The sequence below is a fragment of the Planomonospora corallina genome (assembly GCF_042650625.1).
In the GTDB taxonomy this organism is placed as follows: domain Bacteria; phylum Actinomycetota; class Actinomycetes; order Streptosporangiales; family Streptosporangiaceae; genus Planomonospora_B; species Planomonospora_B corallina.
On record NZ_JBHSBM010000011.1, the window covers coordinates 30,434 to 52,738 of the forward strand.

A 22,305-nucleotide genomic window follows, 5' to 3' on the forward strand; every position below is an offset into this window, starting at 1 on the left:
ATGAATCTCAGCGGCGTCCTGTTCTTCCCGGTGACCCCGTTCGACAGTGAGGGCGCGCTCGCCGCCGACGTCCTGGCCGAGCACATCGGCCGCAACATGGAGCACGGCCCGGGCGGCGTCTTCGTGGCCTGCGGCACCGGTGAGTTCTCCGCGCTGTCCCAGGCCGAGCACACCCGCGCCGTCGAGGTGGCGGTCAAGACCGTCCAGGGCGCGGTGCCGGTGCTCGCGGGCGCGGGCGGCCCGCTCGGCGCGGCCTTGGAGCAGGCCCGCGCGGCCCGCGCCGCGGGCGCCGACGGCCTGCTGCTCATGCCGCCCTACCTGATGCTGGGCAGCCGGGCCGGCTTCGCCGAGTACGTCCGCGCGGTCGCCGCCGAGCTGCCCGTGATCGTCTACCAGCGCGGCGCCCTGGTGCTGGAGCCGGACGCGGTGGTGGAGCTGGCCCGCATCCCCGGCGTGATCGGCCTCAAGGACGGCCTGGGCGACATCGACCGGTTCCAGCGGACCGTGCTGGCTGTCCGGCGGGAGATCGGCCCGGACTTCACGTTCTTCAACGGCCTGCCGACCGCCGAGCTCACCATGCCGGCCTACCGCGGCCTCGGCGTGGAGCTGTACTCCTCGGCCGTGTTCGCCTTCGCCCCGGAGATCGCCACCGCCTACTTCAACGGCGGCGAGCTGAGCGAGCGGCTGCTGACCGAGTTCTACGCGCCGCTGGTCGAGCTGCGCGGCAAGGGGCCGGGCTACGCGGTCGCCCTGGTCAAGGCGGGCCTGCGCCTGCGCGGCCTGGACGTCGGCCCGGTCCGGGCGCCGCTGAGCGACCTCGCCCCCGAGCACGAGGCCGAGCTGGGCGCGCTCATCGAGCGCGGCCTCGCCCTGGTGTCCGCATGATCAAGGATCTGAGGACCACCCTGCGGTCGGCGCCGCTGCGCCGGCCGTGGGGCGCGGACGTGCCGTACAACCACGTGATCGTGTGCGAGATCACGCTGGAGGACGGGCGGGTCGGCACCGGGTTCTCCTGGACGCCGCAGATCGGGGCGCATGCCGTCAAGGCCCTGCTCGACCACGACATCCGCGAGGCCGTGCTCGGCATGCCCGCCCACCCGGAGGTGGTCTGGGACCGGCTGCGCACGCACCTGAGCGAGGCCGGGCGCGGCGGGCTGGCGACGGTCGCGATGGCCGGGGTCGACCTGGCGCTGTGGGACCTGCGCTGCGGGGAGTCCTCGCTGGTGGACGTCCTCGGCGCGCGCCGGGCGGGCGTCCCGGTGTACGGCAGCGGCGTCAACCTGCACTACTCCCTCGAGGAGCTGGTCGAGCAGGCCGGGCGCTGGAAGGCCGCCGGGTATCCGGCCGTCAAGATCAAGGTGGGCCGTCCCGACCTGGCCGAGGACGTCGAGCGGGTCGCCGCGGTCCGCGAGGTCGTCGGCCCCGGCGTGATCCTGATGATCGACGCCAACCAGCGCTGGGACCTGCACCGGGCCCGCCGCGCGATCGCCGCGCTGGAGCCGTACGGCCTGCACTGGATCGAGGAGCCGCTGCCCGCCGACGACCTCGCCGCCCACGTGGAGCTGCGGCGGAGCATCGGCGTGCCGGTGGCGGTCGGCGAGAACGTCTACACCGTCCACGGCTTCCGCGACCTGCTGACCGCCGGCGCGTGCGACGTGGTCCAGCCGAACGTGGTACGGGTCGGCGGCGTCACCCCGTTCCTGCGGATCGCCGAGCTGGCCCGCGCCTTCGACGTGCCGGTCTACCCGCACCTGCTGACCGAGCTCTCGGGCCAGCTCGCCCTCACCCTGCACCACCCGGTCATGGTGGAGCTGGTCGAGGACGCCTCCCTGAGCGACCTGGGACTGCTGGCCGAGCCGCACCCGGTGGAGATCGACGGAACCGAGCTGCGCACGGCCGGCCGGCCGGGGCTGGGGATGACATGGGCGAGCTGAACGGCGGGCCGGTCCGGGTCGTGCTCGCGGGCGCGTACGGCCACGGCCGCTCCCACCTGGAGAACCTGCGCGACCTGACCGGGCGGGGTCTGGTGGAGCTGGTCGGCGTCTGCGACGTGCGGCCGGTGGAGGCGGAGTGGCTGCACGGCCTGGGCACCCCGGAGCAGGCCCGTCCGGACGACCTGGCCGGGCTGATCGGGCGCACGGGCGCGGAGGTCACCATCCTCTGCACGCCCATCGACACCCACGCCGAGCTCGCGGTGACCGCGCTGCGCGCGGGCTCCCACCTGCTGCTGGAGAAGCCGCCCGCGGCGTCGCTGGCCGACTTCGAGCGGATCGCCGCCGCGGTCGAGGAGACCGGCCTGGCCTGCCAGGTCGGCTTCCAGAGCCTGGGCTCGGCCGCGATCCCCGCCGCGCGCAAGCTCATCGCCTCCGGTGAGCTCGGCGCGATCCGCGGCATCGGGGTGGCGGGTGCCTGGGAGCGGCCCGCCGAGTACTTCACCCGCTCGCCCTGGGCCGGCCGCCGCCGGCTGAACGGGCGGGACGTGGTGGACGGCGCGCTCACCAACCCGTTCGCGCACGCGACCGCCACCGCGCTGGCGGTCGCCGGGGCGGAGGAGCGCGGCGCGATCACCTCGGTCGAGCTGGAGCTGTTCCACGCCAACCCGATCGAGTCCGACGACACCTCCGCCGCCCGGATCCGCCTGGCGGACGGCCGGGTGATCACCGTGGCGGTGACGCTGTGCACGACGGGGCGGAACGAGCCGTACCTGCTCCTGCACGGCTCGGCGGGCACGGCCAGGCTCACCTACACCACCGACGACCTCGACGGGACCGTCCACCCCCGGGCGAACCTCCTGCAGAACCTGGCCGAGCACGTCAGGACCGGCGCGGACCTGCTGGTCCCGCTGGCCCGCACCGGCGCCTTCATGGAGTTCATGGAGGCGGTGCGGCTGGCGCCCGACCCGCTGCCGATCGCCGACGAGCACCAGACGATCCATCCGGACCGGCGCGAGCTGCCCGGGATCAAGGAGCTGACGGACACCAGCGCCGAGCGGCTGGCCCTGTTCTCGGAGCTGGGCGCGGCCTGGGCCGGCGGGTCCGCCGGGACCGCGGCGGGCCGGGGCGCGCGCGAGCTGAGGGTCGCGGGCACGCCGGTGGCCTCCTACGTGTGGGAGCCGGACCTGCCGGCGAGCGACTCGCCCCGGCCGTACCTGCACCCGGTGCGCACGCTGGGCGGTGTGGAGGTCACCGAGCACCGCCCGGACGACCACGTCCACCACCTGGGCGTCAGCCTGGCGATCTCGGACGTCGGCGCGGTGAACTTCTGGGGCGGCCGGACCTTCGTCCGCGACCGGGGGCCGAGCTGGCTGGGCGACCACGGCCGGCAGCGGCACGACGCCTTCGAGGAGCTCGGGAGCGGGTTCGCCGAGGAGCTGACCTGGCTCGGGCCGGGCGGCGAGACCGTCGCCCGCGAGCGGCGGACCGTGCTGGCCGAGGCCCTGCCTTCCAGTGGGCCCTCCAGCGGGCCCTCCGGCGCGTCCGGCGACGTGCTCGGCGCGGGCGGCGGCGCCTGGACGCTGGACTTCGCCTTCACGCTGACCGTGCGCGAGCCGCTGGAGATCAAGAGCTCGGCGTGCAAGGGACGGCCGGGAGCCGGGTACGGCGGGTTCTTCTGGCGCGCGCCCAAGTCCGCGCCGGACATCTCCGTCTTCACCGGTGAGGCCGAGGGCGAGCAGGCGGTCCACGGCAGCGTCACCCTCTGGCTGGCGCTGGTGTCCGGCGCCTGGAGCCTGGTCTTCGTCCAGCTCGGCCACGCGGACCCGTGGTTCGTGCGGGTCGCCGAGTACCCCGGCGTCGGCCCCGCGCTGGCCTGGGACCGGCCGCTGGCCGTCGCCGACACCCTGAGCCGGCGCGTGGTCACGGTCGTGGCGGACGGACGGCTCGACCGGGCCGCCGCCGAGCGGCTGGCCGAAGCCGCGCGGGCACGGGCGTGAGGGCCGCATGAGGGTCTTCGTCGCCGGGGACTCCACCGCCGCCTCCTACCCGGCCGCGCTCGCGCCGCAGGCCGGGTGGGGGCAGGCGCTCCCCCTCTTCCTGGACGTGCCCGTGGTCAACGAGGCCGTCCCCGGGGCCAGCGCGCGCAGCTCCGTCGAGCGCCTGGGCATGTTCCAGCGGATCATGGACGCGCTCGCGCCGGGGGACCTGCTGCTGGTCTGCTTCGGCCACAACGACGGCAAGCACGACCAGGGCCGCTTCGCCGCGCCGTACGGCGGCTACCAGGACTTCCTGCGCCGCTACCTCGACGGGGCCCGGGCCCGGGGCGCGACGCCCGTGCTGGTCACCTCCGTCGAGCGGCGCCTGTGCGGCCCGGAGGGCACGCACGGGGACCATCCCGGCGCGATGCGGGCCCTGGCCGAGGCCGAGGGCGTGCCCCTGGCCGACCTGCAGGCCGCCAGTCTGCGCCGCTGGCGGGAGCTCGGGCCCGAGGCGGCCAAGGAGCTGTTCCTGTGGCTCGGCCCGCACCCGAACTACCCCGAGGGCAGCGCCGACGACACCCACTTCACCGCGCGCGGAGCCGTCGAGGCCGCCCGGCTGCTGGTCGAGGCGGCGGGCGGCCTGCTGCCCCGAGCCGCCGGAGAGCCCGATCCCGGCCAGGTGGAGTGGGCGCCCGCCGAGCCGGTCTGGAGCGTCGACGCCCGCACGGGCGAGCGCCGCGGCCGCTACGGCTCCACCTCCCCGATCGAGGTGGGCGTCGCCTGCCGCAGGGCCGAGGAGCTGCTGCCCCGGCTGGAGGAGGCAGGACCGGCTGGACGGGCCGCGCTGCTGGAGGCCATGGCCGGCGCGCTGGACGAGCGGGCCGGCGCCCTGGCCGCCGCCGCCGACGCCGAGACCGCCCTGGGCACGGCCCGCCTGGCCGGCGAGATCACCCGGACCAGCGGCCAGCTGCGCCTGTTCGCCGAGGTGCTGCGGGAGGGCTCCTTCCTCGACGCGCGGATCGACACCGCCGACGGGACCAGGCCGGACCTGCGCCGGATGAACGTCCCGCTCGGCGTGACCGGGGTCTTCTCCGCCGGCAACTTCCCCTTCGCCTTCAGCGTCGGCGGCGGCGACACCGCGAGCGCCCTGGCCGCGGGCTGCCCGGTCGTGGTCAAGGCGCACCCGCTGCACCCGGAGACCTCCGAGCTGACCCTGGCCGCCCTGCGGGAGGGCGCCCGCCGTGCCGGGTTCCCCGCCGAGGTCGTCCAGCTCGTCCACGGCCACGAGGCGGGCATCGCGCTGGTGCGCGACGCCCGGGTCAAGGCGGTCGGGTTCACCGGGTCGATCCCCGGCGGGCGCTTCCTGCACGACCTGGCCAAGTCCCGGCCCGACCCGATCCCGTTCTACGGCGAGCTGGGCAGCCTCAACCCGCTCGTCGTCACCCCCGGCGCGGCCGCCCGCCGCGCCGAGGAGATCGCCGAGGGGCTCGTGGCCTCGGTGGCGCTGGGCGCGGGCCAGTTCTGCGTCAAGCCGGGGCTGGTCCTGGCCCCGTCGGGCGGCGGGCTCGTCGAGGCGATGGCACGGCACGTCGCCGCGCTCGGACCCCAGGTGCTGCTGGGCGACGGCATCCGGGAGAGGTTCGAGGCGGGCGCGGCCGACCGGGAGGCCGTCGCGGGCCTGCGCGTGGTGGCCACCGGGCAGGCGGGGGGCGGGCGGCGGGTGGCGGCGCGGCTGCTGGCCGGGCCGGTCTCCCTGCTGGAGACCTCCGAGCTGCTGGTGGAGGAGTGCTTCGGGCCGATGGCCGTCGTGCTCACCTACGACGACGAGGACGAGCTGCTCCACGCGCTGGCCGCCACCCCCGGCAACCTGACGGCGACCCTGCACTGCGAGCCGGAGGAGGAGAAGCCGGCCGCCCGGATCACGGCGGTGATGCGGGAGCGGGCGGGACGGCTGGTCTTCGACGGCTACCCGACCGGGGTGGCGGTCGGCTGGGCGCAGCAGCACGGCGGGCCGTACCCGGCGACGACCGAGCCGGCGTCCACCTCGGTGGGCGCCGCGTCGATCCTCAGGTTCCTGCGCCCGGTCGTCTACCAGAACTGCCCGCGGCACCTGCTGCCCGAGGCGCTGCGGGACGGCAACCCGTGGCGGCTGCCGCGCCGGGTGAACGGCGTGCTCACGCCTCTCTGACCCGGCTGTGGGCGGCCGGGGCGCCCTGCACCGCCCCGGCCGCGCACAGCCGGCCGGCCCCGGGGGATCCTGCGTCCCCGGGGCCGTCGGCATGCCCGTGATCCGGCACGGTTATGCAACCCTTTGTAGCAGGGAAAGCCTTTTCCTCCAGGACTATTGACGTTAACGGTGGATTGCGCCACCGTTTCTTGCAACCGATTGCCACACTCCCCCCACGCAAGGTTGCAGCATGCGACTTCTGTTATCCGTACCGGTGATCGCTCTGGCCGTCGCCGCCACGGCCGCACCGGCCCTGGCCGAGGTCAAGCCGTCTCCCGCCACCATCGTGGTCGCCGCCGACGGCTCCGGGGACCACAGGACCGTGCAGGACGCCGTCAACGCCGTCCCCGCCGGCAACGCCAAGCCCGTCACCATCCTGGTCCGCGAGGGCACCTACAAGCAGCAGGTGGTCATCCCGGCGGACAAGCCGTACATCTCGCTGGTCGGCGACACCTCCGACCCGCGCAAGGTCGTGCTCACCTACGACGCCGCCGCCTCCACCCCCAAGCCGGACGGCTCGGGCACCTACGGCACCTCGGGCAGCGCCTCCTACGTGATCAGCGCGCCGGACTTCACCGCCCGCAACCTCACCTTCGAGAACTCCTACGACGAGGCCGCCAAGGGCAACAGCCAGGCCGTGGCCGTGCGGACCACCGGCGACCGGCAGGTCTACGAGAACGTCCGCTTCATCGGCAACCAGGACACCCTCTACGCCAACACCGCCAGCGCCACCACCACGGCCCGGCAGTACTACCGCGACTGCTACGTCGAGGGCGACGTCGACTTCATCTTCGGCCGCGCCACCGCGCTCTTCCACAACTGCGTGATCAAGTCTCTCAGCCGGGGCGCCGCCGACGGCAACAACGGCTACGTGACCGCCGCCAGCACCGAGCTGTCCAACCCCTACGGCTTCATGATCTACCGCAGCCACCTGGTCAGCGACGCCCCCGCCAAGACCGTCCACCTGGGCCGCCCGTGGCCGGCCGGCGGCTCGGCCACCGCCCGGGGCCAGGTCGTGATCCGCGAGTCCTGGCTCGGCCAGCACTTCAAGGACGCGCCCTGGACCGACATGTCCGGCCTGAACTGGCGCGAGGCCCGCCTGGCGGAGTACCTCAACCGCGGTCCCGGCGCGGCCGTGAACGACGACCGGCCGCAGCTGACCAGGGAGCAGGCCGGGCAGCACGACCCGGAGGACTACCTGAGGGGGAACGACGGCTGGGACCCCTTCCGCAGCTTCCCCTCCTTCTCCGACAAGCAGCTCGGCCGCCAGGTGCTGCCCGAGAACGACGGCTGGGCCGCCGAGGGCGCCGGCACCACCGGCGGCTCGGCCGCCCGCCCGGAGAACGTCTACACCGTCTCCACCCGGGCGCAGCTGCGCGCGGCGCTCGGCGACCCCGCCGACAACACCCCGAAGATCATCTATGTGAAGGGCGCCATCGACGCCGACACCGACGACGCGGGCAACCCCCTCACCTGCGCCGGCTACGCGGTGAACGGCTACAGCCTGGCGGCCTACCTGGCCGCCTACGACCCGGCGGTCTGGGGCAGGGACAAGGTGCCCTCAGGCCCGCTGGAGGACGCCCGCGTGGCCTCCTACAACAAGATGGCCGAGCACGTCACCATCATCCTCGGCTCCAACGTCACCCTGGTCGGCCTGGGCCGCGACGCCGCGCTGAAGAGCTTCGGCATCCGGGTCGCGAACGCCGACAACGTCATCATCCGCAACCTCACCATCACCGACACCTCCGACTGCTTCCCGCAGTGGGACCCGACCGACGGTGAGCAGGGCGCGTGGAACGCCTCCTTCGACAACATCGAGATCTCCGGCTCCACGCACGTCTGGCTGGACCACAACACCCTCAACGACGGTGACAACCCCGACTCCGGCCAGCCGAGCTACTTCGGCCAGCCGTACCAGGTCCACGACGGCCTGCTCGACGTGGTGCGCGGCTCGAACTACGTGACGATGTCGTGGAACCACCTGAGCAACCACGACAAGGTGACGCTGATCGGCAACACCGACAACGGCACCCGGTACAACGAGACCGACAAGCTCAAGGTCACGCTCCACCACAACTTCTTCGAGGGCCTCGGCCAGCGGACCCCGCGGGTGCGCTTCGGCCAGGTGCACATCTACAACAACTACTACACGGGTGGTGACGACTACCTGTACAGCGTCGGCGTGGGCGCCGAGTCGAAGGCCTACGTGCAGGCCAACGCCTTCAGCGGCATCCCGGCCGAGAAGGTCCTGTCGGTCTTCAAGGGCACCGCGGTCACCGCCAGGGACAACCTGGTCGACGGCAGGCCGGTCGACCTGGTGGCCGCCCACAACGCGGCCACCGGCGCCTCCCTCGGCTCCGACGCGGGCTGGACGCCCACCCTGTTCACCAAGATCGACCCTGCCCAGAAGGTCGCCCAGACCGTCCCCGCGAAGGCGGGAGCGGGCCACCTCCGCTGATCCGCCGGAAACCCCCCGCGGCCCGCACCCGACCCCACCCGGGTGCGGGCCGCGGGCGTGAACCGTCCGCTGACGGATCCGTCGAATGTCGGTCGACAGGCCGTGGACTGTCGGTTGCAGTTCCCGTCAAGTGTCGATTGGACGTCTGTACTCTGTCGGTTCGAAGCCCCGTGAAATGTCGGCCGGACGTCGGGGCGATCTGACGGCGGAAGGTGGATCACCATGTCGGAGCTGGTCGCCCGTCATGTGACAGGGCATGCTGAGGAGTTCCTCGACGCCTTCAGGGTGGTGATCGTCAACGGCCCCAGGCAGTCGGGGAAGACGACCTTGCTCCAGCAGCTCAACAGGGGAAGGCGGGGAACCTACCTCACGCTGGACGACGGTCCGCTGAGATCGGCCGCCCAGGCCGATCCCTTGGCCTTCATCGCCGACGGTTCCCGCCCGATGATGATCGATGAGATCCAGCGGGGTGGAGACGACCTCATCCTCGCCATCAAGGCGGAGGTCGATCGGGAGACCGGGCGAGGACAGTTCGTCCTGGCCGGCTCGACGAGATTCCTGTCCACGCCCTCGCTGAGCGAGTCGCTCGCCGGCCGCGCGGGCATCCTGGAGATCTGGCCCTTCGCCCAGGAGGAACTCGCGGGGTCGGGCGAGCCCTTCCTCGTCACGGCATTCGACGACCCCGAGTCGCTGCGGTCCCCGTCGCTCAGCGAGTACGGCCGGCGGGACTACTTCGAGCTGATCTGCCGGGGGTTCTATCCGGAGGTCGTCGGAATGCGGTCGGAACTCACCCGGGACGGGTGGTACCGCACCTATGTCCAGTCGATCATCGACACCGACGTCCGGGAGATGGCGCGGATCGAGGAACCGAGCAACCTCCGGCAGCTGCTCGGCATCGTCGCGGCGAGCACAGCGCAGGAGCCGAACATGGCCAAGATCGGCAGTGATCTCCAACTCCACCGCACCACGGTCACCCGCTACCTCGGCCTGCTGGAGACAGTCTTCCTGGTCCGCCAGGTCCCGGCCTGGTCCCGGAATCTCGTGGCGCGGGCGATCCGACGCCCCAAGCTGCACGTCACCGACACGGGGCTGGCCGCCCACCTGATCGGAGTGGACGCCGACGGCCTCGCCGCCCGGGTGTCGCCCGCGCGGGGACCGCTCGTCGAGTCGTTCATCGCGAACGAGATCGCCAAGCAGGCCACCTGGGCGCCGTTCCGCGTCGGGCTCCACCATTGGCGGATCAGCCAGGGCGCAGAGGTGGACCTCGTCCTCGAACGGAACAACGGCCGCGTCGTCGGCGTGGAGGCGAAGGCGACCGACTCCATCGACCAGAGGGACTTCCGGGGGCTCGCGGAGCTCCGCGACAACCTCGGCGAGGACTTCGTCCACGGATTCGTCTTCTACACCGGGGCGAGGTCGCTGTCCTTCGGGGACAGGCTGACCGCCCTGCCCATCAGCGCTCTCTGGGACAGATAGCCCATCGTCCCGGCGCCGTCACGCGGGGGAGGCCGCGGCGGGCAGGTCCCGGCGGTGGATCCTGCGGAGCACGACCTTGACGAGCTCGCCGGCCCACAGGATCACCGAGCCGACGGCCGCGCAGACCAGCCACTGCTCCGAGGAGAGGTCGGTGGTGCTGAAGAAGCCGTGCAGGACGTCCATCTCGACGACGAGCACCAGCAGGACGACGACGGCGGCGGTGGCGACGAAGGCGGAGGGGTTCTCGAAGGTCTCGCGGCTGAAGACGGAGCGGAGGTCGTTCCGCACGTTCAGCAGGTTGAAGGCCTGGAAGAACACGAAGGTGACGAAGGCCATCGTGCCCGCCACACTGGCCTGGCCCAGGCCCGGCACGGGGCCGGGCGCCAGGGCGAGGACGGCGAGCGTGCCCGCCGCCATCACGGAGCTGGCCAGCAGGATCCGGACGAGCCGCTCCGTGGTGAGGATCCGCTCCCGCGCCGGGCGGGGCGGCCGGCTCATCGCGTCGTGGCTGACCGGATCGACGCCGAGCGACATCGCCGGGGGGCCGTCCATGACCAGGTTCACGAAGAGGATCTGCAGCGCGGTGAACGGCGCGCCGCCGGCGATCCCGGCCGCCGACGCGACGAGGAACGTCAGCACGAACCCCAGCGCGGTCGAGACCTGGAACCGGGTGAACTTGACGATGTTGTCGTAGATGCCGCGGCCCTCGCGGACGGCGCCGACGATCGTGGCGAAGTTGTCGTCGGTCAGGACCATCGTCGCCGCCTCCTTGGTCACCTCCGTCCCGGTGATCCCCATCGCGACGCCGATGTCGGCCTTGCGCAAGGCTGGGGCGTCGTTGACCCCGTCCCCGGTCATCGCGACCACGTCCCCGCGGCCCTGCAGGGCGCGGACGATCCGGATCTTGTGCGCGGGGGAGACCCGCGCGATGACGCCGACCTCGTCCAGCCGGCGGGCCAGCTCGGCGTCGTCGGAGATCCGGTCGAGCTCGGCGCCGGTGACGGCCCCGCCCGGGATGCCCAGTTCGCCGGCGATGGCCCCGGCCGTCACCGCGTGGTCCCCGGTGATCATCCGGACCCGGATGCCCGCGTCGTGGCACTCCGCGATGGCCTGCCGCGCCTCCGGGCGCGGCGGATCGACGATGCCGACCAGGGCGAACAGCCTGATCCGGTCGAGCAGCAGCTTCGGGTCGTCGCCGGGGTCGAAGCCCTCGGCGGGGAAGTCCTCCCCGCCCACGGCCATGACCCGCATGCCCTGCCCGGCCAGCTCGGCGTTGGCCCGCTCGTACCGCTCGCGGGCCGCCTCGTCGAAGGCGGCCGTCCCCTCCTCCCCGAGGTGCAGGGTGGCCCGCGCCGCCAGGACGTCCGGGGCGCCCTTGACGAAGCAGCGGACGATCTCGCGGCCGTCCTCGTCCGTCCAGCGGTGGAAGGTCGCCATGAACTTGTGGTCGGAGTCGAACGGGATCTCCAGCAGCCGGGGGCGCTCCTCGCGCAGGGCCGCGACGTCGATGCCGCCCTTCTCCGCGAGCACCACCAGGGCCCCCTCGGTGGGGTCGCCGACCACCTCGCCGTCGCGCAGCACCGCGTCCGTGCACAGGGCCATGGCCAGCAGCGCCTCGTCCAGGGTGGCCGGGAGCGGCGTCCCGTCGGTGGTCCGGATCCGCCCCTCGGTGGAGTAGCCCCGGCCGGAGACGGTGAACCGCCGGCCGGCCACGATCAGCTCCCGGGCGGTCATCTCGTTCAGCGTCAGGGTGCCGGTCTTGTCGGTGCAGATCTGCGAGGTGCTGCCGAGGGTCTCCACCGAGGCCAGCTTCTTGACGATGGCGCCGCGCCGGGCGAGCCGGCCGGTCCCCATCGCGAGGGTGAACGCGACCACGGCGGGCAGTCCCTCGGGGATGGCGGCGACGGCGAGGGAGACGGCGGTGACGAACAGCTCCCCGAACTCCTGCCCGCGCACCACTCCCAGGACGGCCACGACGAGGACGACGACGCCCGCCACGAGCGCCAGGGTCCGGCTCAGCGTGTCGATCTGGCGCTGCAGCGGGGTCGGCTCCGGCTTGGCGCCGGTGAGCATGCCGGCGATGTGACCGGTCTCGGTGGCCATGCCGGTGGCGGTGACCAGCATCTCCCCCCGGCCCCGGGTGACCGAGGTGTTCATGAAGACCGCGGTCGCCCGGTCCGCCAGCGGCGCGTCCGCGTCGACCCGCGAGCCCGCGGACTTGTGGGCGGCCAGCGCCTCCCCGGTGAGGGCGGACTCCTGCACCTCCAGGGAGGCCGAGGAGACCAGCCGCCCGTCGGCGGGGATCCGGTCGCCGGCCTCCACCACCACGACGTCGCCGGGGACGAGGTCGTGGGCGTCCAGGCGCAGGGTCCGGCCGTCGCGCCGGACGGTCGCCGTCGTGGTGCTCATCTTCCGCAGGGCCTCCAGCGAGGCCTCGGCGCGGGACTCCTGGACGAACCCGATGGTCGCGTTGAGCAGCACCACCAGGACGATCGCGGCGGGGGTCTCCCACTCGCGCACCACCACCACGCTGACCACGGCGGCGACCAGCAGGATGATGATCATCAGATCCTGGAACTGCCGCAGGAAGGCGTGCCAGCGCGGCTCGCGGGGCGCCTCGGCGAGCTGGTTGGGGCCGTGCCTCTCCAGCCGCCGGGCGGCCTCCGCGGAGGAGAGCCCGGAGTGCGGGTCCACGCCGAGCTCGGCGGCGACGTCGGAGGGGGGAAGCGCGTGCCAGGGGGGCGGGGCGGAGCCGGCCGGTCGGGTCATGGTCATCATCATCTCCGGTGCGGGACGCGGGTGGCCCGCGGCACCCCCTCGCCGCGGGCCCGCCCCTATTCGTCCCGGTTCCGCCGGGTGGGTGTCCGCCGGTCGGCCTCGTCCGCGAGCTGGCTCTCGACCACGGCGCACCAGCGGTGCCACTCCTCCAGGTCCCGGTGCTCGGCGACGTCCCCGGCGCGGGCCTCGGCCAGCATCCGGTGGGAGTCGGCGGCGGACCTGTGCGCGTTGGCCAGGGCGTGGTGGCCGTGGTTGGCCAGCGCCTCCGAGATGGCCAGGCCGACGGCCAGTTTGTCCAGGTCCCCGCGCCGGTGCCCATGACCGTTCCCGAAGTCGTCCGCGCTGACGTCGAAGTCCTCTGAACGCTCACCCATGCATGGCCGCATGCCCGATATGTGCTAGATCTATCTCGCGAATTCGCCGTGGAACGCTCCGCGGTCGTCCTGCGCCCGTCCTGGCCGCGCCGAGGAGGTTCCCGGTTCGGTCATGACGGGGATCGCCGTGCCGCGCCCCGGGCACCCCGACGTACGGAAGCGGTCGGGGGGTGAGGGCGTGGACGTTCCCGTGGTCTCGGTGGTGATCGCCGTCCGCGACGTCGAGGCGTACGTGGGGGAGTGCCTCGACTCGGTGGTCGGGCAGAGCCTCGGGCTGGAGAACCTCCAGGTCGTCGCGGTCGACGACGGCTCGACCGACGGCAGCTACGCCGTGCTCGACCGGTACGCGGAGAAGTACCGCGAGATCACGGTGGTGCGCCGGCCGAACTCCGGGGGGCCCGGCGGGCCCCGCAACACCGGGCTCGGCCTGGCGCGGGGACGCTACGTCTTCTTCCTCGACTCCGACGACTACCTGGGCCCGCAGGCGCTGGAGCGCATGGTGGCCGCCGCCGAGCGGAACGGCTCGGACGTGGTGCTCGGCCGGATGGCCGGAGTGGGCGGGCGCCGGGTGCCGAGGGCCGCGTTCACCCGCAACCGGGAGCGGGCCGACCTGTTCCGGGACGGCGTCTACTACACGCTCTCGGCGCAGAAGCTCTTCCGGCGCGAACTGGTCGAGCGCTGCGGCCTGCGCTTCCCCGAGGGCGTGCGCACGGGCGAGGACCAGCCCTTCACCGCGCTGGCCTACTTCAACGCCCGGGCGATCTCCGTGGTGGCCGACTACGACTGCTACTACCTGACCTACCGCGAGGGCGTGCGCAACGTGACGAGGTCCGGGCCGCGCCCGCTGGAGCGGCTCGCGCAGGCCGCGGAGATGATGGAGCTGGTCGAGCGGCACACCGCGCCGGGCGCCGACCGGGACCGGCTGATGCGGCGGCACTTCAGGTGCGAGGTGTTCGGCGCCTTCGGGCCGGGGTGGCGCGACCTCGACCGCCGGACGAGGCGGCGGGCGGCCGAGGCGGCCCGGCCGATCGTCGAGCGCTGGCTGACCGGCTGGATCCTGGACCGTCTCCCGCCGAGGGAGGTCCTGCTCGCCCACTGCGTCCGCCGCGGTCTCCACCGAGAGTTGGACGCCGTCACGGGCGCAACCCGTACGAACCGGCTCTTTCCCGCCGGGCGCGGCGATCCCGGCGTCCGGGAGGGCGGGCCAACCGGATGGATCGCCCACGCGCGAGCCGCTCTTCGTCACATACTGAAGCGCGGTGTAAGCGCGATGTGACCGACGAGGAGCACGGCGGTGGCGCGAACGATCCTCCAGCGAGTCCGTACGGGGCGTGGCGGCGGGACGGCGGAGGTGGTCGAGGCGCGCACCGTGCGCCCGGCCGTCGACGTGAGCGTGATCGTCCCCCTCCACGACTGCCGCCCCTACCTCGACCGCTGCCTCACCTCGATCCTCGTCCAGCGGGTCGCCAAGGAGATCGTCGTGGTGGACGACGGCTCCACCGACGGCGGCGGCGAGCTGGCCGACCTCTACGCCGCCTGCCATCCGGGGACCGTCCGGGTCGTGCACCAGGCGGCCTCGGGAGGCGCCGGCCGCCCGCGCAACACCGGCCTGTCCCTGGCCCGCGGGCGGTACGTGTTCTTCTGCGACGCCGACGACTACCTCGGCGAGGAGGCGCTGGAGCGCATGCTCGCGATGGCCGAGCGCAACGGCTCGGACATCGTCCTGGGGAGGATCGCCGGCCACGGGCGCCGGGCGCCGGCCTCCATGTTCGGTGAGAACGCCGAGCGGGTCTCCCTGGACGACAGCGCCGTCTACAACAGCCTGTGCTGCTTCAAGCTGTTCCGCCGCCGGCTGCTGGAGCGGCACCGCATCCGCTTCGACGAGACGCTCCTGGTCGGCGAGGACATCGTCTTCACCGCCCACGCCTACTGCCACGCCGAGGTGATCTCCGTGGTGGCCGACTACGACTGCTACCACCTGGTCGACCGGCCCGACGGGACGAGCATCATGCAGCGGAAGGGGAGCCGCGACCCGGTCTCCTGGATGCGGATGATCCGGCGGCCGATCGAGCTGGTGGCCGCGCACGTGCGGCCGGGCCCGCTCCGCGACCACCTGCTCCGGCGCCACCTGCGGCTGGACGCCCTGGCCCACCTCGGCAGGCCGTTCCTGGCGGCCGGCGAGGTCGAGCGCAAGGAGATCGCCGCGGAGGTGGCCGAACTCTGCGAGGACTGGCTGACCGACGGGGTGCGGGAGCGGCTCGGCCCGGTCGACCGGGGCCGGCTCGCCGCGCTGGAGGACATCGACCGCCTCGTACGGCTGGCGCACATCGAGTCGGCCGCGGTCCGCAGGCAGCTGCTGGAGCTGCGCTGGGAGGCCGGCACGACCCGCCTGGCCCTCGCCGGCCGCCTGGCCCTGGAGGCCGCGGACGCGGCCGTCCGGCTCGCCGTGGACGGCGTCACGCTGCTGCTCCGCCCCCGCCGGGCCGAGGGGCCGCCGGGGACGCCGGAGGTTCCGGAGCCGTCGGGGCCGCCGGGGCCGCCGCCGGCCGAGATCACCGTCCCGGTGGCCTGGGACGGCGCGGAGTTCGCCGGAGTGATCGACGTCGCCGCGCTGTCCTCCGGCGTCTGGGACGTCCACGTGGCCGTCGAGTGCGAGGGGGTCGTCCGTACGGCGCGGCTGGGCGCGGAGCGGGACCGGCGGATCGTCCGGCCGGAGCCCCGGATGGCCGGAGCGGTGATCGCCCTGCCCTATTTCACCCGCCCGTACGACAACCTCAGCATCGACGTGGGCGGGCACGTGGTCGCGGCCCCCGCCCTGGCCCGGCTGACCGGGACGCGCTGGGCGGCCGGGCACCGGCTGGTGGTCGACGGCCGGGCGGCGGTCTGCGCGGCGCCCGCCCCGCCTGGGGCCGTACGCCGCCTGGTGTGGCGGGAGCGGCGCTCCGGGCGGGAGCGGCACGTCCCGGTCGAGGCCCGGGTGGACGGCTCGTTCACGGCCCGGCAGGCGCTCGCCCGGCTGGGCCCGGGCACCTGGGACGCCTGCCTGGAGCTGGATCTGGGCGGCCCCGGGGCGCGCCTGCGGATCGAGGCGGCGACGGAGCTGGTCGCGCCGGCGCGGGCCTGGTGGCGCGGGCCGGTCCGGTGGACCGCCAAGCCCTACGCCACGGTGGGCAAGGGGCGGCTCAGCGTGGTGGTCAGGGCCGTTCCGCTGAGTGTCCTGCTCGGGAGGATCGTCCGTTAATGCCACTTCGTTGCAACAACAAGCCCATGGCTTAAAGTGGGGGCACATACCCCCACCGGAGGCTTGTCGTGCACGTTCCTGACGGTTTCTTCAACGTCGCCGTATCCGTCTCGACGGCGGCGGTGGCCGCCGCCGGGGTCGCGGTCTGCCTGCGGGGCGCCCGCCGCGAGCTCGACGACCGCACCGCGCCCATGGTCGGCCTGGTCGCCGCCTTCGTCTTCGCCGTCCAGATGCTCAACTTCCCGGTCGCCGCGGGCACCAGCGGCCACCTCCTCGGCGGGGCGCTGGCCGCGATACTCGTCGGACCGTACGCGGCGGTGCTGTGCATGGCGGTGGTCCTGCTCGTGCAGGGCTTCTTCTTCGCCGACGGCGGGCTGACCGCGCTGGGCGTCAACATCACGCTCATGGGACTGGTCACCGTCCTGACCGGCTGGGGCGTCTTCCGCCTGATCACCAGGGTCGCGCGGGGCCGCGCCGCGGTCACCGCCGCCTCGTTCGCCGCCGCGCTGGTCTCCGTGCCCGCCTCGGCGCTGGCGTTCACGCTGCTGTTCTGGATCGGCGGCACCGCGCCCATCGAGATCGGCACGGTCGCCGCCGCGATGGGCGGCGTGCACGTGCTCATCGGCATCGGCGAGGGCCTGATCACCGCCGTCACCGTCGGCACCGTGCTCGCCACCCGGCCCGACCTGGTGTACGGCGCGCGCGGCCTGGCCGCCCCGCTGGTGCTGCGCGGCGCCGGCGGCGAGAGCACGGTGGTCCCCGCCGCGCCCGCGCCGAAGGCCTCCCCGAGCCCGGCGCGGCCCTTCCTGCTGGCCGGCACCGCGCTGACGCTGGTGCTGGCCGGCGCGGTCTCGTTCTTCGCCTCCGGCGACCCCGACGGGCTGGAGAAGGTCGCCGACGACCAGGGCTTCCTCGACCGGGCGGGCGACCACGCGCTCGGCACCTGGTCGCTGGCCGACTACGGCGAGGCAGGCGGCGTCCCGGTCGGCGTCGCCGGGGTCATCGGCGTCGTGATCACGCTGGCCGTCTCCGGGGCCGTCGCGTACGCCGCGCGCCGCCGGAAGGCCGCCGCGCCGGCCGGGACCCGCGGGGCCGACAAGGCCGACGGGACCCGCGGGGCCGACGGGGCCGACAAGGTCGGCGAGGTCGACGAGGTCACGGCCTGATGCCCGCCCTGCGGCAGGCGGGTGCGGGAAGCCGCTCCCGATGAGCGCCGGCCACCACCACCGGATCCACCGGCCGGGCGACACGCCCGTCCACCGCCTGGCGCCCCAGTGCAAGCTGGCGGCGGTCGCCGCGTTCGCCCTGACGGTGGTGGCCACGCCGCGCGAGTGGTTCGCCGCGTTCGCGGTGTACGCGCTGCTGCTGGCGGCGGTGGCCGCCGTCGCGCGGATCCCGCCCGGCTTCGTGCTGCGCCGGATGGTGATCGAGCTGCCGTTCGTGGTGTTCGCGCTGGCGATCCCGTTCATCGGCACGGGCGAGCGGGTGGCGGTCGCCGGGCTCTCGCTCAGCCTGCCGGGCCTGTGGGCCGCCTGGAACATCCTGGCCAAGGCCACCCTGGGCGTGGCCGCGAGCATCCTGCTGGCGGCCACCACCGAGCCCCGGCTGCTGCTGCTGGGCGCGCAGCGCCTGCGGTTGCCGCCGCTGCTGGTGCAGATCGCCATGTTCATGGTGCGCTACCTCGACGTGATCGCCGGAGAGATGCGCCGGATGCGGGTGGCCAGGGAGGCGCGGGGCTTCACCGCCCGCGACGTCCGGCACGTCCCGGTCGTCGCCCGCTCGGCCGGGGCGCTGTTCATCCGCTCCTACGAGCGGGGCGAACGGGTCCACCTGGCCATGCTGAGCCGCGGCTACACCGGCACGATGCCGGTGCTGACCGACCTGTCCGCCCCGGCGCGGCAGTGGCTGCTGGCCGGTACGCTGCCGGGTGCGGCGCTGGCGGCACTGCTCGGCGCGTGGGCGCTGGCATGACGGGGCACGGCAGGCCGCGGCAGGACACGACGGGGCACGAGGGGGCGGCATGGCGGCGTCGCTGGAGGTGAGCCGGCTGGCCTACGCCTACCCCGACGGGACGCAGGCCCTGTTCGGAGTGGACCTCCGGATCGAGCGCGGGGAGCGGGTCGCGCTGCTCGGCCCGAACGGCGCGGGCAAGACCACCCTCGTGCTGCACCTCAACGGCATCCTGACCGCCGGGCACGGCACGGTGACCGTGGCGGGCCTGCCGGTCGGCGGGGACTCCCTGATGGAGATCCGGCGCAGGGTCGGCCTCGTCTTCCAGGACCCCGACGACCAGCTCTTCATGCCGACCGTCCGCGAGGACGTCGCCTTCGGCCCGGCGAACATGGGCGTGCGCGGCGAGGAGCTCCAGCAGCGGGTCAAGGACGCGCTGGAGCGGGTCGGCATGCTGGAGGCGATCGACCGGCCCCCGCACCACCTGTCCTTCGGCCAGCGCCGCCGGGTGGCGGTGGCGACCGTCCTGGCGATGGAGCCGGAGATCCTCGTGCTGGACGAGCCGTCGTCCAACCTCGACCCGGCCTCGCGCCGCGAGCTCGCCGAGATCCTGCGGAGCCTCGACGTGACCGTGCTGATGGTCACCCACGACCTGCCGTACGCCCTGGAGCTGTGCGAGCGCTCCCTCATCCTCTCCGGCGGCGTGATCGCCGCCGACGGGCCGACCCGGGAGATCCTGGCCGATGCCGAGCTGCTGGCCGCGCACCGGCTGGAGCTGCCGTACGGTTTCACCGTGGGCTGAGGGGCGGACGGCACGGGCGGGTCCCCGCGGGAGCCGATGCGGATCAGCGGGTCGTACGAGCACGCATGGGGCGATGCCGAAGTAAAGTAGGTCTGCCTCTTACGGCGCTGAGGAGGACAGATGAAACTACGGCTGGCTCGCCGGACGGTCGGCGACGCCGTGGTGGTGGCGGTCGAGGGGGAGCTCGACCTGTTCACCGCGCCCTTCCTGCGTGACGAGGTCCGGGAGGCGATCAAGCTCGACGGCGCCCGGCTGGTGCTCGACCTGACCGCGCTGTCGTTCATGGACTCCAGCGGGCTGTCGGTGCTGATCGAGGCGTGGCGGCTGGCCACGGGCCAGGGCGGCGGCGTGGCCCTCGCCGCGCCCCAGCCGCCGGTGGCGCGGATCCTGCGCACGACCGGTCTCGACCGCCGCATCAAGGTCTATCCCGACGTCTCCACCGCCGTGGGCGAGATCTGACCCGTCCCCCGCGTGCCCGGCACCGGGAAGATCCAGGCGTGCGCATTCCGCGGACGAGATTTACCCACCCCGAGTAGAACTTCATTCGGTATCCGCGTTAAAGTCCGCTCATGGACCTGAACGGAGCAGCAGCAATCATCTCGGGCGGTGCCAGCGGCCTCGGCGAGGCCACGGCCCGCGATCTGGCCGCGCACGGCGTGACCGTCGTCATCGCCGACCTGAACGAGGAGCGCGGCAAGGCCCTCGCCGACGAGCTGGGCGGCGTGTTCGTCAAGACCGACGTGTCCGACGAGGAGCAGGTGCAGGCCGCGGTGGACGCCGCGGTGGCCACCGGCAAGCCGCTGCGCGTCGTGGTGAACAGCGCGGGCATCGGCTGGGCCACCCGCACGGTGAACCGCGACGGCTCGCCGCACGACCTGGCGTCCTACCGCAAGGTGATCGACGTCAACCTGATCGGCACCTTCAACCTCATGCGCATCGGCGCCGCGGCCATCGCCAAGACCGAGCCGGTCGACGCCGACGGCCTGCGCGGCGTGGTCATCAACACCGCCTCCGTGGCGGCGCTGGAGGGCCAGACCGGCCAGGTGGCGTACTCCGCCTCCAAGGGCGGCATCGTCGGCATGACCGTTCCGGCCGCCCGCGACCTGGCCGCCGTCGGCATCCGGGTCAACACGATCTGCCCCGGCATCATCGACACCCCGATCTACGGCTTCTCGGGCAACGCCGACGAGTTCAAGGCCAAGCTGGTCGCCCCGGTCGTCTTCCCCAAGCGCATGGGCCAGCCCGCCGAGTTCGCCCACCTGGTGCGCGCGCTGATCGAGAACGACTACATGAACGCCGAAGTCATCCGCTTCGACGGCGGCATCCGCTTCCAGCCCAAGTAGGAGTCCCGGTGTCCGACACCTCTCCCGCAACGGCCTCCGACGAGGTCCTCGTCGAGGTCGACGGCGGCGTCGCCGTCATCATGATCAACCGTCCGAAGGCCAAGAACGCCGTCAACGGCGTCGTGGCCCGTGCCATCGCCGCGGCGCTGGACGAGCTGGAGGAGCGCAAGGACGTCTCCGCCTACGTCCTGACCGGCGCGGGCGGCACGTTCTGCGCGGGGATGGACCTCAAGGGCTTCCTGAGCGGCGACTTCCCGGTCGTCGAGGGCCGCGGGTTCGGCGGCATCACCGAGGCCCCGCCGGCCAAGCCCGTCATCGCGGCGATCGAGGGGTACGCCCTGGCCGGCGGCTTCGAGCTGGCGCTGGCCTGCGACATCATCATCGCCTCCGAGGAGTCCAAGTTCGGGCTCCCCGAGCCCAAGCGCGGCCTGGTGGCCGGGGCGGGCGGCGTGATGCGGCTGCCGCGGCGCATCCCGTACCACATCGCGATGGAGATCGCCCTGACCGGCGACCACTTCCCGGCCTCGCGGCTGTACGAGGTGGGCCTGGTCAACCACCTCACGCCGGCCGGCGGCGCGCTGGAGCGGGCGGTGGAGCTGGCCAAGCGGATCGCGGCGAACGCCCCCCTGGCGCTCGCGGCGACCAAGCGGGTGATCGTCGAGTCCGCGGACTGGAGCCTCGACGAGATGTTCAAGAAGCAGGGCGAGATCATCACTCCGGTGTTCGGCTCCAAGGACGCCATGGAGGGCGCGGCGGCCTTCGCCGAGAAGCGCGCTCCGCAGTGGAGGGGCGAGTAGCCGCTTGCCGTCCGCGGGTCCGCGGAGACCTCCTCCCGGGCCCGCAGGGCCTCCCCTGTGCTTCGGCCGTACGGGCCGGGTGACGCGTCGCGAGGCGCGCCACCCGGCCCGTCCGCGTCTTCGCGGGCGGATGACGCTTCGCACGGGCGCGTACGGCGGGCGGGCAGTGCGTACGGTGAAGGTGTGGGCGCGTGCGGCGTGGGCACGGGAGATGGGCCCACGAGACGGCTTCGCGAGGCCAGGAGAGCGCATGTACGACCACCCGGGCACGACCCCGTCCAGCCGATCCTCCGGTGAGCGCCTGCGGCGCAGCCTGGGCAGCCTGGCGGCCGGGGCCCTCGGCGCCGCGCTGCTCGTCGCCTTCCTGGTCGCGGGCATGTGGGCGGTCGAGATCGCCGACTACCTGATGCCCGGCAGCTTCGACGTCTACGGCATCCGCGCCTGGGACGAGGAGGGCCTGGCCGGCATCTTCCTCGCCCCGTTCCTGCACGCCGACTTCGCCCATCTGATGGCCAACTCGCTGCCCCTGCTGGTCCTGGGCTTCCTGGCGGCGCTGCGCGGGGTGGGCCGCTTCCTGGCCGCGAGCCTGATCATCATCGTGGTCAGCGGGGTGGGCGTGTGGCTCACCACCGACCCGCGGTTCGTCACGGTCGGCGCGAGCGGCCTGGTCTTCGGCTACTTCGGGCTGGTGGTGGCCCGCGGCCTGTTCGACCGCCGCCCGCTCGACATCGTGATCGGCGTCGGCGTCGCGGTGGCCTACTACTCGATCATCTGGGGCGTGCTGCCCACCCAGCCCGGCGTCTCCTGGCAGGGCCACCTGTTCGGCCTGGTCGGCGGTGTCCTGGCCGCCTGGGTCCTGCGCCGCCGCCGTCCCGCGGTCGAGCCGTACGGCTCGCCGTACTGATCCCGTACGGCTCCGCATGGGAACGGCCCCGCGCCGCCCGGA

Annotated in this window: 17 protein-coding genes; 15 read left to right on the plus strand and 2 right to left on the minus strand. The window is 73.5% G+C overall.

Features of this window, described 5'->3' with window-relative positions; translation table 11 throughout:
- From ACFOWE_RS05060 to ACFOWE_RS05085, 6 genes are all read left to right on the plus strand, one after another.
- Positions 1-885, plus strand: coding sequence for a 5-dehydro-4-deoxyglucarate dehydratase (locus ACFOWE_RS05060; protein ID WP_377285724.1), 885 nt, complete (start codon positions 1-3; stop codon positions 883-885).
- The gene (locus ACFOWE_RS05065) at positions 882-1,934 is read left to right on the plus strand and encodes a mandelate racemase/muconate lactonizing enzyme family protein (protein ID WP_377285725.1); all 1,053 of its coding nucleotides are present in this window, start codon (positions 882-884) and stop codon (positions 1,932-1,934) included. The genes ACFOWE_RS05060 and ACFOWE_RS05065 overlap by 4 nt, the downstream gene beginning before the upstream one ends.
- The gene (locus tag ACFOWE_RS05070) at positions 1,922-3,931 is read left to right on the plus strand and encodes a DUF6807 family protein (protein WP_377285726.1); all 2,010 of its coding nucleotides are present in this window, start codon (positions 1,922-1,924) and stop codon (positions 3,929-3,931) included. The genes ACFOWE_RS05065 and ACFOWE_RS05070 overlap by 13 nt, the downstream gene beginning before the upstream one ends.
- Positions 3,932-3,938: 7 nt before the next feature.
- A complete protein-coding gene (locus tag ACFOWE_RS05075; RefSeq protein WP_377285727.1) occupies positions 3,939-6,101 on the plus strand; it encodes an aldehyde dehydrogenase family protein in 2,163 nt (720 codons plus the stop codon).
- 229 nt (positions 6,102-6,330) lie between these two features.
- The gene (locus tag ACFOWE_RS05080) at positions 6,331-8,598 is read left to right on the plus strand and encodes a pectinesterase family protein (RefSeq protein WP_377285729.1); all 2,268 of its coding nucleotides are present in this window, start codon (positions 6,331-6,333) and stop codon (positions 8,596-8,598) included.
- Positions 8,599-8,820: 222 nt separating this feature from the next.
- Positions 8,821-10,074 carry an ATP-binding protein gene (locus tag ACFOWE_RS05085; RefSeq protein ID WP_377285730.1) on the plus strand — a complete coding sequence of 418 codons (1,254 nt, stop codon included), beginning with the start codon at positions 8,821-8,823 and terminating at the stop codon, positions 10,072-10,074.
- A gap of 18 nt (positions 10,075-10,092) precedes the next feature.
- On the opposite strand, the gene ACFOWE_RS05090 is transcribed toward ACFOWE_RS05085, so the two are convergent.
- A complete protein-coding gene (locus ACFOWE_RS05090) occupies positions 10,093-12,843 on the minus strand; it encodes a cation-translocating P-type ATPase (protein WP_377285732.1) in 2,751 nt (916 codons plus the stop codon).
- A gap of 65 nt (positions 12,844-12,908) precedes the next feature.
- A complete protein-coding gene (locus ACFOWE_RS05095; RefSeq protein WP_377285733.1) occupies positions 12,909-13,226 on the minus strand; it encodes a hypothetical protein in 318 nt (105 codons plus the stop codon).
- Between the two features lie 178 nt (positions 13,227-13,404).
- On the opposite strand from ACFOWE_RS05095, the gene ACFOWE_RS05100 reads away from it, so the two are divergent.
- The 9 genes from ACFOWE_RS05100 (at position 13,405) to ACFOWE_RS05140 (ending at position 22,263) form a co-directional block, all read left to right on the plus strand.
- Positions 13,405-14,502 carry a glycosyltransferase family 2 protein gene (locus tag ACFOWE_RS05100; RefSeq protein ID WP_377285735.1) on the plus strand — a complete coding sequence of 366 codons (1,098 nt, stop codon included), beginning with the start codon at positions 13,405-13,407 and terminating at the stop codon, positions 14,500-14,502.
- A gap of 18 nt (positions 14,503-14,520) precedes the next feature.
- Positions 14,521-16,467 carry a glycosyltransferase family 2 protein gene (locus tag ACFOWE_RS05105; protein ID WP_377285737.1) on the plus strand — a complete coding sequence of 649 codons (1,947 nt, stop codon included), beginning with the start codon at positions 14,521-14,523 and terminating at the stop codon, positions 16,465-16,467.
- A 68-nt stretch (positions 16,468-16,535) separates the two neighbouring features.
- Positions 16,536-17,633: an energy-coupling factor ABC transporter permease gene (locus tag ACFOWE_RS05110; RefSeq protein WP_377285738.1), complete on the plus strand. Its 1,098-nt coding sequence runs from the start codon at positions 16,536-16,538 to the stop codon at positions 17,631-17,633.
- A gap of 40 nt (positions 17,634-17,673) precedes the next feature.
- Positions 17,674-18,438, plus strand: coding sequence for a cobalt ECF transporter T component CbiQ (gene cbiQ / locus ACFOWE_RS05115; RefSeq protein WP_377285740.1), 765 nt, complete (start codon positions 17,674-17,676; stop codon positions 18,436-18,438).
- A 49-nt stretch (positions 18,439-18,487) separates the two neighbouring features.
- Positions 18,488-19,219 (plus strand): energy-coupling factor ABC transporter ATP-binding protein, encoded by a 732-nt coding sequence (locus tag ACFOWE_RS05120; protein ID WP_377285741.1) that lies wholly within the window; start codon positions 18,488-18,490, stop codon positions 19,217-19,219.
- A gap of 120 nt (positions 19,220-19,339) precedes the next feature.
- Positions 19,340-19,678 carry an STAS domain-containing protein gene (locus ACFOWE_RS05125; RefSeq protein WP_377285742.1) on the plus strand — a complete coding sequence of 113 codons (339 nt, stop codon included), beginning with the start codon at positions 19,340-19,342 and terminating at the stop codon, positions 19,676-19,678.
- Between the two features lie 110 nt (positions 19,679-19,788).
- Positions 19,789-20,562 (plus strand): SDR family oxidoreductase, encoded by a 774-nt coding sequence (locus ACFOWE_RS05130; protein WP_377285743.1) that lies wholly within the window; start codon positions 19,789-19,791, stop codon positions 20,560-20,562.
- An 8-nt stretch (positions 20,563-20,570) separates the two neighbouring features.
- Positions 20,571-21,359, plus strand: a complete 789-nt coding sequence (locus ACFOWE_RS05135) for a crotonase/enoyl-CoA hydratase family protein (protein ID WP_377285744.1) — start codon at positions 20,571-20,573, stop codon at positions 21,357-21,359.
- A gap of 250 nt (positions 21,360-21,609) precedes the next feature.
- Complete coding sequence (locus tag ACFOWE_RS05140; protein ID WP_377285746.1) at positions 21,610-22,263, plus strand: rhomboid family intramembrane serine protease; 654 nt, start codon at positions 21,610-21,612, stop codon at positions 22,261-22,263.
- Positions 22,264-22,305 lie beyond the last annotated feature (42 nt).

What these genes read in the sequence shown, in the direction of transcription:
- ACFOWE_RS05060 (WP_377285724.1), top strand. Translation starts at nt 1, where the DNA reads ATGAATCTCAGCGGCGTCCTGTTCTTCCCGGTGACCCCGTTCGACAGT.
- ACFOWE_RS05065 (WP_377285725.1), top strand. Translation starts at nt 882, where the DNA reads ATGATCAAGGATCTGAGGACCACCCTGCGGTCGGCGCCGCTGCGCCGG.
- ACFOWE_RS05070 (WP_377285726.1), top strand. Translation starts at nt 1,922, where the DNA reads ATGGGCGAGCTGAACGGCGGGCCGGTCCGGGTCGTGCTCGCGGGCGCG.
- ACFOWE_RS05075 (WP_377285727.1), top strand. Translation starts at nt 3,939, where the DNA reads ATGAGGGTCTTCGTCGCCGGGGACTCCACCGCCGCCTCCTACCCGGCC.
- ACFOWE_RS05080 (WP_377285729.1), top strand. Translation starts at nt 6,331, where the DNA reads ATGCGACTTCTGTTATCCGTACCGGTGATCGCTCTGGCCGTCGCCGCC.
- ACFOWE_RS05085 (WP_377285730.1), top strand. Translation starts at nt 8,821, where the DNA reads ATGTCGGAGCTGGTCGCCCGTCATGTGACAGGGCATGCTGAGGAGTTC.
- ACFOWE_RS05090 (WP_377285732.1), bottom strand. Translation starts at nt 12,843, where the DNA reads ATGACCCGACCGGCCGGCTCCGCCCCGCCCCCCTGGCACGCGCTTCCC.
- ACFOWE_RS05095 (WP_377285733.1), bottom strand. Translation starts at nt 13,226, where the DNA reads ATGGGTGAGCGTTCAGAGGACTTCGACGTCAGCGCGGACGACTTCGGG.
- cbiQ (WP_377285740.1), top strand. Translation starts at nt 17,674, where the DNA reads ATGAGCGCCGGCCACCACCACCGGATCCACCGGCCGGGCGACACGCCC.
- ACFOWE_RS05120 (WP_377285741.1), top strand. Translation starts at nt 18,488, where the DNA reads ATGGCGGCGTCGCTGGAGGTGAGCCGGCTGGCCTACGCCTACCCCGAC.
- ACFOWE_RS05125 (WP_377285742.1), top strand. Translation starts at nt 19,340, where the DNA reads ATGAAACTACGGCTGGCTCGCCGGACGGTCGGCGACGCCGTGGTGGTG.
- ACFOWE_RS05130 (WP_377285743.1), top strand. Translation starts at nt 19,789, where the DNA reads ATGGACCTGAACGGAGCAGCAGCAATCATCTCGGGCGGTGCCAGCGGC.
- ACFOWE_RS05140 (WP_377285746.1), top strand. Translation starts at nt 21,610, where the DNA reads ATGTACGACCACCCGGGCACGACCCCGTCCAGCCGATCCTCCGGTGAG.